We start from the raw sequence: 15,830 nt of genomic DNA, 5'->3' as shown, positions 1-15,830 counted from the left end.
AATTAAGAACTTATTAGCATGACCTTAATGTAATGGAGAATTGTCAGAGAATTATCAGGGGGCGGTCAGGGGGCGGTCAGGGGGCGGTCACAAGGTTCGTAAGCACGGTATCCAAGGATTGTTCTAACCGATGGAACCCCCGCTCTTCCTTCTCTCGTTCAAATAAATTCACATATTTGCGATACAAAGCTGGCTTGGGTGGAAATTGGTTACAATAGTGAACAATTCGGTATAATGCATATATCCGCATCGGCACGAACCCTGACATCTCAAGCACCTGAAGTGCCTCATCCAACAGTTGCTCGGCTTCACGCCAAGACTGGCGCCGCAGAAACCACAAGCCCCTTGCAACTTTATAACTGCCGATCTCACGCAAATAAGGTTTCTCCAGCAAAAGCGCTTCAATGTCTGTTGCCATCCGTTCTATTACGTGATCTTCTGTTCCCATCCACAAGTGTGCAAGCATTTCTGAGGTCGCCGTAATAGGAATGAAACTCTCATACCCCGGCTCTTTAATCACTTCATATGTTAGCTTTAGTCGTTCCAATGCTTTTTCCGGTTGCCCAGCCAGTATGTACAAATCCAGAATATTAAGGATCTCCACTTCTCGATGCTGAGGCGGCAAAAGAATCTTTTTCTCAAGGACTAACTCGCAGAACTCTAGTTTTTTCTTAGGATCACCCAATAGAACATAACAGATTAATAAGGAATAAAACCGTTCCTCTATCCCCACCTCGGTTGTGTTCAGCAGCCAATCCAAATCTCCCTGTACAAAATGAATATAGATCGAATAAAACGGATCCATCGCATACCCCAAAACATCCTGTTGGCGTGCGAGGATTAACATCGAGCGACCTTGGCCATATAGGTGATATTTCTTGAATACTTCCCGCATCGTCTTTTGCATCTCTAAGTCATATGTAGTCGGATTGGCCATAGCAGCTGAGGGCTCCTGCATAGTCAGACTATAACCAAATCCCCGAACAGTCTTAATATCTAAGTCTTGAAGCTTGCCTAGCTTTTTACGAAGCCGATAAATATGATCATCTACCGTTCGCTCTACCGGATATTCAAGCGGCCATACTTTATCCAATAGTTGTTCTCGACTGAATGTACGCCCTCTATTTTTGTACAAGAACTGAAAAAGCGTAAATTCTTTTGGGAATAATTCTATCGTTATCCCTTCTGCGGTCACTTTATATTCACTTTCATTTAATTCCAGCTGCATGATAGAACCTCACTTTCCCCGAACCCGCTCATTGGTTTCATTATAACAGTCCGTCCAAGGCCTACTCCACCTCAAAAAAGAACATACAAAAAGAGCAACCCACAGATTCCTCTGCATGATTGCTCTCTCCTCTTCTAACCCATGCCACTTACCCAGCCATATTGTTAAAAGAATCCTGTTCACTAAATACGGATATGTGATCTACTGTACCGGTCGAGCTTGGAATAATAAATTTCAGCTGGTATTGGTCATTGGCTTGATAGGTGTAAATCTTATCCTCTCCGTTCACTTTGGTATCGTCAGACTTACCGAGTGTTGCCTCAATTTGCTTCAGCGTCAGCTTTTGCAGCGCGGAATCACTTGAACGAACATCGAAGATTAAACTTCCTTTATTAAATCCAAACACGACATGTTTGTCAGTATAGGTTGCATAAATACCTTTTCCCGCTGACTCCTGTTGATCAGGTTTGCCCCAATCCGCTTCGACCTCATCAATGAGTCCGGTATGAGCGGCATATTTTACACCAGGCACCTTCCCTTTTTTGGCAAGCTCGAGTAACTCTTTAAGCTGTTTGTCGCTATTTTGTGAATTTGAGCTGGTTGAATCTTTATCAGTCTCCGTAGGGGAGGAAGTCGCTGCTGGTGCAGTTTCTGGTGCAGTTTCTGGTGCAGTTTCTGGTGCAGTTGCTGCTGGGGTGCTTGCTGGGCTCACTTCCGGCTCAGAGGTTGCTGTTACAGCCGTTTCTGTTGGCGCCGTTGCCTGGGATTCTGAATTCCCCGCCTCATTATTCGAGCTGCATCCAGCAAGCCCAATCATTCCTGTGAGCAGGATAGAGCCTGCTATTAATTTTATCTGTACTGACATGATGTCATCTCCTTAGTGGATTACCTTAAAGTCGACTTGCAAAAAATGAAACTGAACATACAGACGAGGTGAAAATCAAATAGTTGCAGGATAGCGGCAATTCTTCTGGCTAACCCTCTTTTACCCATATCTACAAATATAAATTCTCACACACTCTATTTTTCTACATAAAACCCTTTTTTCCGACACCTAACTCAAGTAAGTTTCTCTTTTAAAATCTCCACATAACTCCATTTAACTATAAACTCGTGAACTCATAAGCTCATAAACTAATGAACCATATGACCTTAGACGTCATTCCCAGCCTCGAAGGTTTCATTGCAGAACGTACAATAGAAAGGAGATAATCCTGCTTAAAAAGCAATCCATTGCATTCTGTGCAATAGATTCCAACAGTAAACCCATATCCGGCGTTCCTGCGTCCTTCTGAGTACACGAACTGTAATCGCGACATTTGTTGAAGAATTTTCCATTCAAACGCAACCTTAATCCTCCAAGCCGCATCTTATTAGTAAAGGGAGGGGAGCTGCATCTGAATATTATAGAGAGAATTGTGGCAAAAGATGAGTCAGCTCTCCGCCTGTTAATGGACGAATATGGAGCTATGCTGCTGCGAACCGCTTCTTTACTGCTTAAAGATAGACAAAGTGCCGAAGAAGCGGTACAAGATACTTTTATTCAAGCCTATACCAAAATGAGTCAGTTACAGGAGCCGGATCGGCTGAAGGCATGGCTGATACGGATAGTGGTCAATCGCTGCCGCATGAGGCAACGGACTTGGAGCTGGCGTAATATTTTCCCGGCGGGAGGGTCAGAGCTGCAAACCAACGGGGATGCTGACTTCACAGCCGGAGCAGAAGAGCTTTTTATGGTGGAATGGCATAATGTCAGGCTCACCGAGTCCCTGAAAAATCTCGATTATCTATACCGGGAATGTCTGACTTTATATTACTTTCATGAGATGAGCATCCGGGAAATTTCCGAGCAATTAAATACATCTGAAAATACGATCAAATCCAGACTCGCCAGAGGCCGGACGCTCTTAAAAAAGATTTTGGTGAAGGAGGGACATTTCTTATGAATACAGAACGCGATACGGTCAAAAAGCAGCTGGATGAAGAATTAAAGAACCTCCAGTTCACTGGACACGACCGGGTCATTAAGCAGACTCACCCTCCAACCTTTGGAGCCCGTTTATTGGCGCTGTGGAATAAAGAAATTGAGATCCCTGTCAAACCTATAGGTGCGATCGGTGCCATAATTCTAATCGTTTCGCTGACCCTGCATCAGCCAGAGATTAAACAGCAGCCACAACAAAATACCCCGCAGCGTGTAAACCGAGAACTAATCGAAGCTGGAGGCAATACGTATTGGAAGGATATCTACGAGCAGGCGGTGAAAAAACATGAGAATTAAGATAAAAATCAAACATCTGGTGTTATTCGTGTTGCTCCCTGCCTCCCTGCTTATTCTTCTGTTTAACTTCTTACCTTCACAGAGGCAGATAGATCAGAGCACAGCTATTCAATCTAACATAGCTAGAACTGATCTTCTGCAAAAGCTGGCATCCACAACCGGGAGTAAACGTATGGAGCTAATCCGCACAAACATCCTTGATAAGGATCACAGCTATGATCCCTACAGATATGACGTTAATGTCAGTCCTTCGATGAGCCAGTGGAGTAATGATGAAACCCAGCGTTCCGGTTTATTACCGGAGGACATAGTACCTTTACTTGAGGAATATATCCTTGAGGGGCCTTCGGATAATACACGTATATTTGCGGCTAAGCAGTTAGCTTATGAATATGATGCTCTTGGCCGAAAGGAAGATGGAGATCAAGCGCTAATCACCGCAGCGAAACAGTTAAACAGCAGCTCCTCTGTAGCTAAACAGCTGGAGCTCCTTCGAGCGGAGCGAGCCCTAAATAGTGGCGATATAACAACCGCTGAAACAATTCTTGAACAAACCCCCTTTCCATCCGAGTCTCAGGAAGAGCTAAACGCACAAAAGGCATGGCTTACCGGGCGTTTACTCTTTACAAAAGGCGAAGCGCAGGAAGCACTTACCGTAGTAAACGATGGCTTGGAGAGCTACAAAAAATTCTGGCAGGATATTCATAAACAAATGAACGCTGCCACCAGCAGTTCGAACGAAGGCTCCAGAGACAATACAGGATCAGCAGCAGCACCAGAAGCTGGGACTTCGGATACTGAAAGACAGCTGGAATCGCTTCGAACCGCAATTCAGTCTGCTATAGATATGGGAAATACTTCAACTGCTGTCGTCTCCGGTACCCTTACAAGAAGCAATGGCACCCCAGTTCCGCGGGCAGGTATTTTTCTCCGCGCTGAAAGCGAAGTTAACCATAGCATCACTTCTGCTGAACCCTACCGAATCGTCACAGATACTGAAGGACGTTTCGAATTTCACGGTGTGATTCCGGGCTTTTATCAGTTACAGCTTGGACTTGGCTATGATCAGATCGACGGCTGGACTTGGCCTGTACAATATGACGATTGGATTGAAGTTAAACCAGATGACAGGTTGAATGAGAGCATAGTTCTACAACCTCTGCTTGAGCTGCAGTCTCCCATTAATCAGGAAACCCTAACAGGCAAGACCATAGATTTCAGCTGGAAAGCTGTTGAAGGAGCAGCTTACTATCGTTTAAGCGGTGGCGGGGAGGGGGCCGTGTTGGGCGTACAAATTCGGGATCGTATTGTAGATAACCATATCTCCATTCCTGTAGAAGAACTTTACGATGGCGGCGGTTTTTCCTATGGCAGCAGTGGAGATGGCTGGGAATCTATTGATCCCCTCTCCCTTCTCGGATTTATGAATCCCGAAGTGCGCTTTTCTTGGAATATTGAAGCCTTAGATGCAGATGGACGCCTGATTACCCGCAGTAATGGCTACAGATTGAACGAAGACACCGTCGGCAATCTGCCGTTCTTTTATCTCAAGGAAAGAGAGCTTACTACGGCTGACCAACTACTACTGGATAAAAAAACGGATCAGGCACTAGAAATGTACCAAAAAAATATTGCCGATGACCCACAGGATGTTCATGCCCTGCACATGCTAGTAAAGTTGATGCTGGCAAAATCATCCCTCACAAAGGATACAACATTAGAAGATAAGGCGATTCCTTTACTCGAAAAGCTAATACAACTACAGCCTTCAACTAATTACGCCTTCACATTATCGCAGTACTATTTTGACCATGCGGACTGGAAGTCGTATAACGAATATTATTCCTACTACAACGAACTAAACCGATCCAATACTAACGGTTATGTACTTTCTATTAACGCCACAGCACTCATGCAACAAGGGAAGCTGGAAGAAGCTCGTAAACAATTCGCGATCGCCCTAAAGTATGATGATAGCCATCGTTTTATTGGCAGCTTTTTGGCGGCAGAATTATACGCTGGTGAATCACTCTCTTCGGTAATGACACTTGCTGAGCGTTATCCTGAACTCAGCTTTGGTCATAGTGGGTATCGCTGGCCACGAATGATTAAACAACTGTTAGCGGAACAAAAGAATCAACCTAAAGTCTTTGACCAAGAGTTAAAAGAGAAGCTTGAATGGTACGTGAACGGTCAGACCGATGTGCTGAAGCAATGGATTGCAAGTGCCAAACCCTCTGCTCTGAAGACCTTTATGCAGGAGGTTTTAGAGGTACGCTAATTCATTAAAATAAACAAAAATCCGGTCCCGCTCGACAAATTCGAGCATGGACCGGATTTTTAATTACGCGTAGTCTTTTATTTAGATTTAGCTTCCATCATATAATTCTGGAAATCCGTGATACTTGGGTTAGACATATAGTGGCCACCCTCTACTTCAATCGTTTGGCCTGTGATGAATTTGGATTCATCCGATGCCAGGAACAAAACCGTATTGCCGATATCATCAGCTTCACCGTGATAAGGAAGCGCGTTGAATTTTTGGAAAATATCCAATACCGCTGGCGGCATATTTCTTGCTGCCGCAGGTGTCAGGATCAGCCCTGGTGCCACCCCGTTACAACGGATTTTGTCTTTACCATATTGTGTAGCGATGTAACGAGTAAGGTTCACAACAGCTGCCTTAGAGGAGCCATAAGCAGTACGCAATGAATCCCCTGCGAATGCTGACATCGAAGCTGTGTTAATGATCGAGCCTCCGCCCGCTTTAATCATATGAGGAATAGCAAACCGGCTGCCTAACAGAACACTTTTGGTATTTACGTTCATCAGGCGATCCCACTCTTCCAAATCTATATTGACCACATCAAGGTCTTTTTGCAGATTAGTTAGACCTACATTATTAAACAATATTGTGATGGTGCCATACTGAGCAACTGTGAAGTCAACAGCTTCCTTGATCGAATCCGCTTGGGAGGCATCTAAGAAAAGACCTTCAGCTTCTCCGCCTTCATTTTTAATCTTAGATGCTGCTTCTTTGGCTGCTTCCACATTAAAATCGGCAATAACAACCTTTGCTCCTTCTCTAGCTAATAGAGTGGCAGCTGATAAGCCAATACCTGAAGCGCCTCCAGTTACTAATGCAACTTTACCTTGAACTCTTCCCATGTTCATACCCCTTTATAATGTTATTGTGCTTCTAAGATGACTTGGTTTATGTTTCAGAGCTATCAAAGCTCGTTAACAACTTCTCATAGATTTTCAAGAATTGCTGCAGTTCCTCCTCATTGAGCTTTTGGAACATTTCAGCTCTTAGCTCCTGTCCCTTAAGCTGTGCTTCCTTCAGAACGTCTTTTCCTTTGTCCGTGATAGATAGAAGTACATTCCGTCGATCATCTTCGTTATATTTTCGCTCGGCCATCTCCTGCTTAATCAGGCGATTAGCAATGTTAGTCATTGCTCCCGGCGTATATCCTAGTCTCTTAGCCAAAATAGTCTGCTTCAAGGGGCCTTTTTTATTCAATTCGCCCAAGACTAGAACTGGAGATATCCCAATATTGTGATCAAATGCGTTCATCCATCGGACAATAACTTCATTCGTAAATAATTCAACTGCATGTATTAGCTTAAAAATATCTGGATTTTCCAAGAGGTTCTCCTTTGGCATTCATGATGATCGGCTGCTTATAAAAGTATTTTAACACTAAAATATTTAATAGTAAAATACCTAATATTAAAAAAAAGAATGCTTGGTGAAAAGCATTCTTCAAATTGCGGATTTCTCAACAACATAAGTGCCAGCCAGCAAATCGTGAATCGCACGTTTACGGCGATGTAATCCAACCAACAAGTAATCCACCAGCATGATTGGACCCAGGATTTGAGTGAGGTCAAAAGCCAAATCCGACCATAAGGATAATTTGGCGGAAATAACGGTAAAGTCATAGCTGCTGACCGCAATTACCATTGAAAGAATCATACTAATCATTCGGAAAACATTTCGAATCAGAGCTTCCTTCACTGTAGGGTAATTCCCTTGCTCATTGACAATTTTTATTTTTAAGATCAGCTTCCCTGGAGTTCCGCCAAATCTAACGATCATAAAGATATCAAATGCGATAAACAAAATGTACTCCAGGATAATAGGTATCTCCGAGTGTAATGAAACAGCTAATGAATTAAGTATCAAGTATACGATAACCCCAGGTATTCCAATGACCAGGAAATCAAGAATGGAAGCCAGCACTCTTTTCCAAAAGCCTATAAAATTCTCCTGATCCAAATGCTCGGGTAGAATGTTATCCATGCAAGCACTCCTCTCTCTATCATTTACTTTGTCGCTCAATCCCTATTTAACAATCCCTTCCTCAGATGCTCTTGGATAATGGACTCCAGCTCTTTGTTATTTTTCACAATTACCCGTTTATCAGACAGAGTATCCGTTAACTCTATAATCCTATGTGCGGCCTCATGATCATATCCACGGTTCCATTCAAAAATCATCACATAGAGATTCTTAAATGACTGCTTGTAATTTGCTTGCTCTAAACCCAGTCTTGTTTTTATAAACCTTGTAAACACTCTCAAATCCCTGATCACTTTATTAGGATTCAAAATAACGATTAAGTCAGCAGCTTTAAAACTCTCTTGTCCCCATTTGTAATGTGCGCCTTCCAGAATCCATGAGGGTTTATCAAGGATTTCCTCCAACTGAGCATCCCTTGCTTCAACTGAAAAGCGCAAATTCTCGGCACTTCTGTCCCATACCAAGTTGTCAGTCTCGTAATACTCTACACCGTATTTTCTAGATAACTCCCGGGCGATATAGGATTTGCCGCTGCCGCAAGCTCCAATGATTCTAATCTTCATAAGCTCAGCCTAGCCCTATCGGCAGGATTATTAGTCCTATAGAAATTACGGTGATTATTCTTGTGGTGAGGAGCGTTAGCTTTTTATTTTTCTCTGATTTATACCAGCCCTTAAACTGAAAATGATTCCGGTACAGCATAAAAAATACAAATAAATTCCCGAGTCCCATACTCCAGTTATACACGGGCTGACCAAATATCAATTGATAGATCAATCTTTCTGCCCAACCCAAAACTAACAAAGTCAGCACAAGCAATATACACAAGCGAAGTAATTCCAATATAAAAGAGCCCAATTTCAGCAATTCTGCAACCATCCTCTCAAGGTTTCTTTATCGCCAAAAAATCCACATTCCTCCAAATTATACACCTTACACCTTACGACTCCTACCTAAAAACACAACCTGCCCAAGATAAATTTATCCTGAGCAAGGTTGTGTTTTTTATCAGCTTAGGAGGATAAGGGTTTCCCCTCGCCCCTTAGTTCCTGTATTTGTCGCTGCAAATTAACGATTTCCGCCACTAGCGCTGCATTCTCCGCCTCAGAATCCACACTGCTACTCTGAATCAGCTGATTCAGACGCAGCTGCAGGAGGGCAAGGTTATCCTCCCGAGCCTGTTCTATACCAGTAAGCAGACGGGTTCTGTCTTTTGCGAAGTATTCAGCATACGTTCCTTGAAAAAACTTTGGTGCCTGAGACGGCTCTAAAATCACCAAGCGATTAGCCACTTTAGAGTGAAGATAACGGTCATGCGAGACCATTACTAACCCGCCGGGATACACCATAAGTGCCTCTTCTACTCGTTCCCTAGTGTCAATATCCAGATAATTAGTGGGTTCATCTAAAACCAATAAATTCGCTTTTCCAAAATACAACTTGAGGAAAGCCACACGGCATTTCTCCCCCAGACTCAAATCCCCAATCCGTTTAAATACATCGTCCCGCGTAAATAAAAAGCAACCCAGAATTGTCCGCGCCTCCGTCTGGGTCATTCCCGGCAGTTCAAGCAGGCTATCCAGAATCGTAGAGTTCATTTCTAAGTTATCTAGCTCTTGTGCAAAATAACCGATTGTCGTCCGTGGATGCAGCCGCACTTCACCTTTTGTAGGCTTATTGATCCCTGCAATCAATTTCAGCAGTGTAGACTTTCCAACACCATTAGGACCCAGAATAGACAGTCGGTCTCCCCGGTTTAGCGACAAACTGAAATCCCTAAGAAAAGGCGCACTCCCCTGATAGGCAAACTCTATCTCACGGAGTGTCAGTAAAGAATCTGCCAGAAACTCTTCGCTTACCAGCTTCATCTTCAGCTTGCCAGTCTCATGGGGCAATTCTACACGGTTCTTATTTAACCGTTCCAGCGCAGCTTCCTTGGCATGGAAACGAGACACATTTTTCTTGGATTTCGAACGCAGAAAATCATTTTGTCCGGCAGCACGATGCGCTTGCTGGAACCATTCTGCATACCGCCTAATGCTCTCCAGCAGCTTCTCCTTTTCTTGCTCCTGCTTTTTATATTGTCCCTCCAATGTTCTCAGCTCTATAGTCTTCTGCTCCCGGTACTGTGTATATCCACCCGAATAACGCCGGCATCCCTCCGGACTAAGCTCCAGCACAGACGTCGCAGTTCGATCAATAAATGTACGATCATGTGATACATAAAACACGGTTCCAGGGTAGTTGCACACCCAATGCTCCAACCACTCCATCGATTCTCCATCTATGTGATTGGTCGGTTCATCCAGAATCAATAGCTTGGGCTGCCGGGCTAATAATGCTGCTAATTGCACCCGTGTCTTTTGCCCTCCACTAAGTGAGGCGTATGGCAAATCCCAGACTGCATGTTCAAGCTTGAGCTGCTTTAGACTTTTTTCCGCTTTGACCTCCCAGCCATATCCATCAAGCTGCAAGTAACGATCGTACACCTCTGCATATTCAGCCAATTCAGCTTCGTTATCAGCTTTCTGCTCCTGCAGTCTCTGACTGAGGGCTTCCAGCTGGCGTTTTAATTCAGGCAGCTGTGCTGACCCTGAAAGAACGTAGTCCAATGCGGTTACTTCCCCCGGTACCTCAAGCTGTTGATCGAGCACACCCCATTCTTCAGATGGCAAACCATGATAGATACTTCCCTCTTCAAAAGTAAGCCGACCGATCAGCCCCTTAAGCAGTGTGGTTTTGCCAATCCCGTTTCGTCCGAATAAAAGCACGCGCTCTCCCTCTGCTATCTCAAAGGATACCTCCTTAAATAAAGGGATCCCATTCCATTCCTTACGTAAACTCTTCACTTTAATTATAGTCATCTTTCATTCCTCCGATTTCATTGCAAATAAAAAACCGCAGCCAACGGTCTGCGGTCGAATAGCGTATGAAGGGGGAATGTGCCCAGACATGGATAGACTACGGCCGTGTTCACCTGCTGGATGCAGAGTAAACCAACACAATAGATAGAACTATCCATATAAAAGCATCGTAAGACCCCCGACCGACACACGTATCCCTGACCGTTATCACCCTGCGCGGGTGCTCCGTGACTTGTGCATATGCACTTCACAAACTTTATGGTCTGTTTCAGGAAACGTGTTAGTTATTCATCAGTCGGTGGCCCTCCGTAATTGTCCGTATTTTAGAATAAGTACAGTATATAACAATTTAAATCAGAAATAAAAGGCCAAGAACAATTATAACTTAATCTTTACCACCTGAGTCTGCGCATTCCACTGCACCTGAGCAGCAAATAAATCAGGCAGGATACTCAGCGGAATTAGTAATCGGTTATTTTCATTGCGTGACGGTAAAATCGTAATGGATTTCCCATTCACAATAGCCTTATTAGATAATGGCTTATGTGTCACCGTACGATTGCCGATCGTAATTATCAGTGCTCCTGTCCCCGCTTCACTCTGCAAAGTACCACCCAGTAAGGCCACGGATTCTCTCAGCGGAACAAACACACGGGAATTTTCCAATATAAAAGGATCCTTCAGCTTTGTTGTCGTCCCATTGATCTCAAAAGTCCCCGCAAACTTATTACTTCCCACAGAGTACCCGTTTTTAGTTGCAATATTCTCCATAGCCAGTGTGCTCGTTGTAATGATAACTCGAGTATTCTTGGCTACTTTTGGATACAGCCAATGAATATCATCATTATGCATTCGAATACAACCGGCGCTAACATACTTCCCTATCGATGACTCATTATTATTGCCGTGAATCGCATACGTCGTGCCATAGGTCCCGTTCACTTCCAGCCCCAGCCAGCGGTCGCCAAGCGGATTGGCCGGGTCCCCACCGGGAATTTTCTCTTTGTAGTAGGGTCTGTTTTTTACCTTAACCACCATTTTGAAGCTACCTTCTGGCGTCAGTTCCTTCGACTTTCCTGTGGCAACCGGAAAAGTCTTCACCAGCTTGCCGTCACTGAAATACGCGAGTTTGTTTGTTTTTTTGTTCACGATGATCAGATCTGAGCCAGCAGCTTCCACCCTTCCAACTCCTGTAAAGCAAGCAGCGAACAAAAGTCCAAATACAAGCATCAGTTTAATGTTCCGCTGTAAAAAAGTTTGAAACCGGCCTCCCGAAAAGCATAAATTCATCTTGCTCCACCTCCGTTATATAAAGACGAAATCATTTCAAATATGTTGCGTACCAGCCTGTACCTATTCTTTTCAACTCGTCCACTCCCGCTTGACGCAGAGATTGCAATACTGTAACCAGTGAATGCACGACAAAAAAGCCGAACTTTGAATACGCAAAGATCAGCATGCGCATAAACACATAAGTTGCGGACTCCAGGGCCCCTATTTGCAACTATTGCGCTGTTTTGGGATGTTTTCGGACTCCAGCGCAGTTATTTGCTCAAAACACCTCGAATTCCTTGCTCTTCACGACCAATAACGTCTCTCGGGTCCGAAACTCGCCCCATAAACCCTAAAACACGCGAATAGCTGCATCTGAGTCCTTAGCACAGTTACCTACCACATCTCCACCACGCTCCGCTCCAGCCCCAAACTAACTACGATTTACCGTTGAAAATAGCTAACGCATCAGCGCATTAGTCGCGGACCCCAGAGACCCTATTTGCATCTATTTCGCTGTTTCGGGATGCTATGGGACTCCAGCGCAGTTATTTGCTCAAATACCCTCGAATTCCTTGCTCTTCGGGACCAATAAGGTCTCTCGGGTCCGAAACTCGTTCCAAAAACCCTAAAACACGCGAATAGCTGCATCTAAGTCCGTTAGCACAGTTACCTACCACATCTCTACCACATCTCCACCACGCTCCTGACGCTCCAGCCCCAAACTAACTGCGCTGCACATTTGCCCGTATCCCATTCTCCCGAAGCTCCACGCACCAGCCCCCAAACTAACTACGGTTTTACACCATCGAAGATTAGCTAGCGCATCAGCGCATAAGTCGCGGACTCCAGAGACCCTATTTGCAGCAAATTCGCTGTTTTGAGATGCTATCGGACTCCAGCGCAGTTATTTGCTCAAAACACCTCGAATTCCTTGCTCTTCACGACCAATAACGTCTCTCGGGTCCGAAACTCGCTCCATAAACCCTAAAACACGCGAATAGCTGCATCTGAGTCCGTTAGCACAGTTCTACCTTGTTCTTTCCTACGTCTCATACATTTCCGCCCTATGTCTCATACATTACTGCGTCTGCTCATTTGCCCGTTACCGTTAGCACAGTTACCTACCACATCTCCACCACGCTCCGCTCCAGCCCCAAACTAACTGCGCTGCACATTTGCCCGTATCCCATTCTCCCGAAGCTCCACGCACCAGCCCCCAAACTAACTACGGTTTTACACCATCGAAGATTAGCTAGCGCATCAGCGCATAAGTCGCGGACTCCAGAGACCCTATTTGCAGCAAATTCGCTGTTTTGAGATGCTATCGGACTCCAGCGCAGTTATTTGCTCAAAAACCCTCGAATTCCTTGCTCTTCGGGACCAATAAGATCTCTCGGGTCCGAAACTCGCTCCAAAAACCCTAAAACACGCGAATAGCTGCATCTGAGTCCGTTAGCACAGTTACCTACCACATCTCTACCACATCTCTACCACATCTCCACCATGCTCCTGACGCTCCAGCCCCAAACTAACTGCGCTGCACATTTGCCCGTATCCCATTCTCCCGAAGCTCAACGCACCAGCCCCCAAACTAACTACGGTTTTACCATCGCAGATCAGCTAGCGTATTAGTTGCGGACTCCAGAGACCCTATTTGCAACAAATCCGCTGTTTTGAGATGCTATCGGACTCCAGCGCAGTTATTTGCTCAAAACACCTCGAATTTCTTGCTTTTCAGGACCAATAAGGTCTCTGGGGTCCGAAACTTGCTCAAAAAGGCCTAAAACACGCGAATAGCTGCATCTGAGTCCTTTGGCAAACCAGTTAGTTTCAGGTTGGTTTTTAGTTGGTTTTTAGTTGGTTTTTAGTTGGTTTTTAGTTGGTTTTTAGTTGGTTTTTAGTTGGTTTCCAGTACATTTCTGATTAGTTTCTAGTTCGTTTCTTATTAGCTACTACTCGTCCCTACCTCCTCCCTATCTCTTTGTCAGCTCGTTTCTACTCCCTTCCGTTCTTCCTTCCGCTCTTCCGTTCTCCCCTCCCGTTCTCCCGTTCTCCCGCTCTCCCGCTCTCCCTACGTCCCCATTACACGCAAAAAAAAGCCTTGATTCTCTAAATAGAGAATCAAGGCTTTCTAATTCGACCTTACACCCACCACATACCCTGAGGCTGGTCATGAATAAGAATGGATTGCAAATTGGTTACTGCACGTTGGAAGCCTTCGTCAACCGTCATAAGAGGGTCTTCGTGCTCGATACTCACCACGTAATCATAACCGTAAGTGCGCAGCGCGCTCATGATATCTGACCACTCAGATATGCTGTGACCGCAACCAACGGAGCGGAAGGTCCATGCGCGGGTCTGCACATCACCATAAGGTTGCATATCGGTCAGACCATACATATTGATGTTGTCCTGATCCAAGTAAGTATCCTTGGCATGGAAATGGTGAATCGCGCCAGCTTTACCGAGAATCTTGATAGCACCTACAGGATCAATGCCTTGCCACCACAGATGGCTCGGATCCAGATTAGCTCCGATAGCATCGCAGGTTGCTTCTCTAAGCTTCAAAATCGTATAAGGGGTATGGCACAGGAAGCCGCCATGCAGCTCGATACCGATCTTAACGCCATGCTCCTCGGCCAGCTTGCCGATTTCCTTCCAGTAAGGGATCAGCTTATGTTCCCACTGCCAGGTTTTGATGTCGCTGTACACGGTAGGCCAAGGTGTGACTGGCCAGTTCGGTGCTTTTGCCTCATCGCTGTCCCCAGCCGTTCCCGAAAAAGTGTTCACGACCTTAACACCCATGAGTGAAGCCAGCTTGATCGATTTACGGAGAATTTCATCCCCGGCGCGGGCTTCTTCTTTATCTGGTGAAATCGGGTTATTATGGCAACTGAAGGCACTGATCATAATGCCACGTTTCGTGAACTTTTCCAAATATTCTTGTCGTGCTGACTCGCTCGCAAGCAGCTCATCTGTCGGACAGTGAGCATTGCCGGGATTACCGCCCGAGCCGATTTCTACCGCATTCAAACCTGCGGCGGCGATTTTATCTAACATCTCGTCAAGACTCAAGCTTCCAAATACAGGATCAAATACGCCTAATTTCATTTATACGACCACCTTTTCTTTGATAGGCTCTAAGGCTTCAGAATGTCCGTAAACCGGATAGTCACGTTTCGTTGGTGCACACCAGTTCACGCCATTGATGATAACTTTTTGAATATCCTTGTTGTAATAAGTTGGATAAGATTCATGACCAGGCTGGAAATAAAAGATCTTCCCGCTGCCTCTACGGTAGGTCGATCCGCTTGGGAAGACGTTGCCGCCTTCGAACCAGCCGACAAATACAAGACTCTCTGGTGCTGGCACATCAAAATGCGCACCGTACATTTCCTCTTGCTCCAAGTCGATGTATTCACCAATGCCCTCAGCAATCGGGTGACTTGGGTCCATGACCCACAGACGCTCCTTCTCCTCAGCTTCACGCCATTTCAGATCGCAGCTGGTGCCCATTAATTTCATAAAGATTTTGGACATATGGCCCGAATGAAGCACTACAAGTCCCATACCTTGCAGCACTCGCGCATGTACACGGTTTACAATCTCATCACTTACTTCATGATGGGCGATATGTCCCCACCAGATCAGTACATCCGTGTTATCCAATACCTCTTGCGTCAGTCCGTGCTCTGGTTCATCCAGCGTAGCTGTCTGAGTGTCCAGTCCTGCCTCTTGCAGAAAACTTGCCAGTTGTCCATGAATACCTTGCGGATAGACCTTAAGAATTCTTTCTTCCTGACGTTCATGACGGAATTCATTCCATACGGTTACTCTTGTCACTTGAGACACGCTCCTAGTTCATATTTATCTATG

Annotated in this window: 14 protein-coding genes; 3 read left to right on the top strand and 11 right to left on the bottom strand. The window is 45.0% G+C overall.

Features of this window, described 5'->3' with window-relative positions; translation table 11 throughout:
• Positions 1-76: 76 nt before the first annotated feature.
• Positions 77-1,228 (bottom strand): winged helix-turn-helix domain-containing protein, encoded by a 1,152-nt coding sequence (locus tag MHH50_RS05700; protein ID WP_076220633.1) that lies wholly within the window; start codon positions 1,226-1,228, stop codon positions 77-79.
• Between the two features lie 148 nt (positions 1,229-1,376).
• On the bottom strand, positions 1,377-2,093 hold the full coding sequence (locus MHH50_RS05695; RefSeq protein ID WP_340034067.1) for a DUF4309 domain-containing protein: 717 nt from the start codon (positions 2,091-2,093) through the stop codon (positions 1,377-1,379).
• Between the two features lie 553 nt (positions 2,094-2,646).
• On the opposite strand from MHH50_RS05695, the gene MHH50_RS05690 reads away from it, so the two are divergent.
• From MHH50_RS05690 to MHH50_RS05680, 3 genes are read left to right on the top strand one after another with little or no spacing between them, the layout of a single operon-like run.
• Entirely contained in the window at positions 2,647-3,174 is a 528-nt protein-coding gene (locus tag MHH50_RS05690; protein ID WP_340034066.1) for a sigma-70 family RNA polymerase sigma factor, read from the top strand.
• Positions 3,171-3,509, top strand: a complete 339-nt coding sequence (locus MHH50_RS05685; protein WP_076307400.1) for a hypothetical protein — start codon at positions 3,171-3,173, stop codon at positions 3,507-3,509. Before MHH50_RS05690 ends, MHH50_RS05685 begins: the two co-directional genes overlap by 4 nt.
• Complete coding sequence (locus MHH50_RS05680; RefSeq protein WP_340034065.1) at positions 3,499-5,790, top strand: carboxypeptidase-like regulatory domain-containing protein; 2,292 nt, start codon at positions 3,499-3,501, stop codon at positions 5,788-5,790. The genes MHH50_RS05685 and MHH50_RS05680 overlap by 11 nt, the downstream gene beginning before the upstream one ends.
• 77 nt (positions 5,791-5,867) lie before the next feature.
• On the opposite strand, the gene MHH50_RS05675 is transcribed toward MHH50_RS05680, so the two are convergent.
• The 9 genes from MHH50_RS05675 to MHH50_RS05635 form a co-directional block, all read right to left on the bottom strand.
• Positions 5,868-6,677, bottom strand: coding sequence for an SDR family oxidoreductase (locus tag MHH50_RS05675; RefSeq protein ID WP_076129551.1), 810 nt, complete (start codon positions 6,675-6,677; stop codon positions 5,868-5,870).
• Between the two features lie 46 nt (positions 6,678-6,723).
• Positions 6,724-7,158 carry a MarR family transcriptional regulator gene (locus tag MHH50_RS05670; RefSeq protein WP_076129552.1) on the bottom strand — a complete coding sequence of 145 codons (435 nt, stop codon included), beginning with the start codon at positions 7,156-7,158 and terminating at the stop codon, positions 6,724-6,726.
• A gap of 117 nt (positions 7,159-7,275) precedes the next feature.
• On the bottom strand, positions 7,276-7,815 hold the full coding sequence (locus MHH50_RS05665; protein WP_076145486.1) for an RDD family protein: 540 nt from the start codon (positions 7,813-7,815) through the stop codon (positions 7,276-7,278).
• A gap of 35 nt (positions 7,816-7,850) precedes the next feature.
• Positions 7,851-8,378: a hypothetical protein gene (locus MHH50_RS05660; RefSeq protein WP_076129554.1), complete on the bottom strand. Its 528-nt coding sequence runs from the start codon at positions 8,376-8,378 to the stop codon at positions 7,851-7,853.
• A gap of 4 nt (positions 8,379-8,382) precedes the next feature.
• On the bottom strand, positions 8,383-8,682 hold the full coding sequence (locus tag MHH50_RS05655; protein ID WP_081386495.1) for a hypothetical protein: 300 nt from the start codon (positions 8,680-8,682) through the stop codon (positions 8,383-8,385).
• Between the two features lie 146 nt (positions 8,683-8,828).
• Positions 8,829-10,679, bottom strand: coding sequence for an ABC-F family ATP-binding cassette domain-containing protein (locus tag MHH50_RS05650; protein WP_340034064.1), 1,851 nt, complete (start codon positions 10,677-10,679; stop codon positions 8,829-8,831).
• 378 nt (positions 10,680-11,057) lie between these two features.
• The gene (locus MHH50_RS05645; RefSeq protein WP_340034062.1) at positions 11,058-11,969 is read right to left on the bottom strand and encodes a L,D-transpeptidase family protein; all 912 of its coding nucleotides are present in this window, start codon (positions 11,967-11,969) and stop codon (positions 11,058-11,060) included.
• Positions 11,970-14,096: 2,127 nt separating this feature from the next.
• Positions 14,097-15,065 carry a sugar phosphate isomerase/epimerase gene (locus MHH50_RS05640; RefSeq protein ID WP_036680409.1) on the bottom strand — a complete coding sequence of 323 codons (969 nt, stop codon included), beginning with the start codon at positions 15,063-15,065 and terminating at the stop codon, positions 14,097-14,099.
• Positions 15,066-15,797, bottom strand: a complete 732-nt coding sequence (locus MHH50_RS05635; protein ID WP_038569006.1) for a ThuA domain-containing protein — start codon at positions 15,795-15,797, stop codon at positions 15,066-15,068.
• Positions 15,798-15,830: the final 33 nt, after the last annotated feature.

Origin of the sequence: Paenibacillus sp. FSL H3-0302 (genome assembly GCF_037982245.1) — a bacterium.
GTDB lineage: Bacteria > Bacillota > Bacilli > Paenibacillales > Paenibacillaceae > Paenibacillus_AQ > Paenibacillus_AQ odorifer.
Note: the sequence above shows the minus strand (reverse complement) of the source record. Positions and strands in the feature narration are given on the sequence as shown.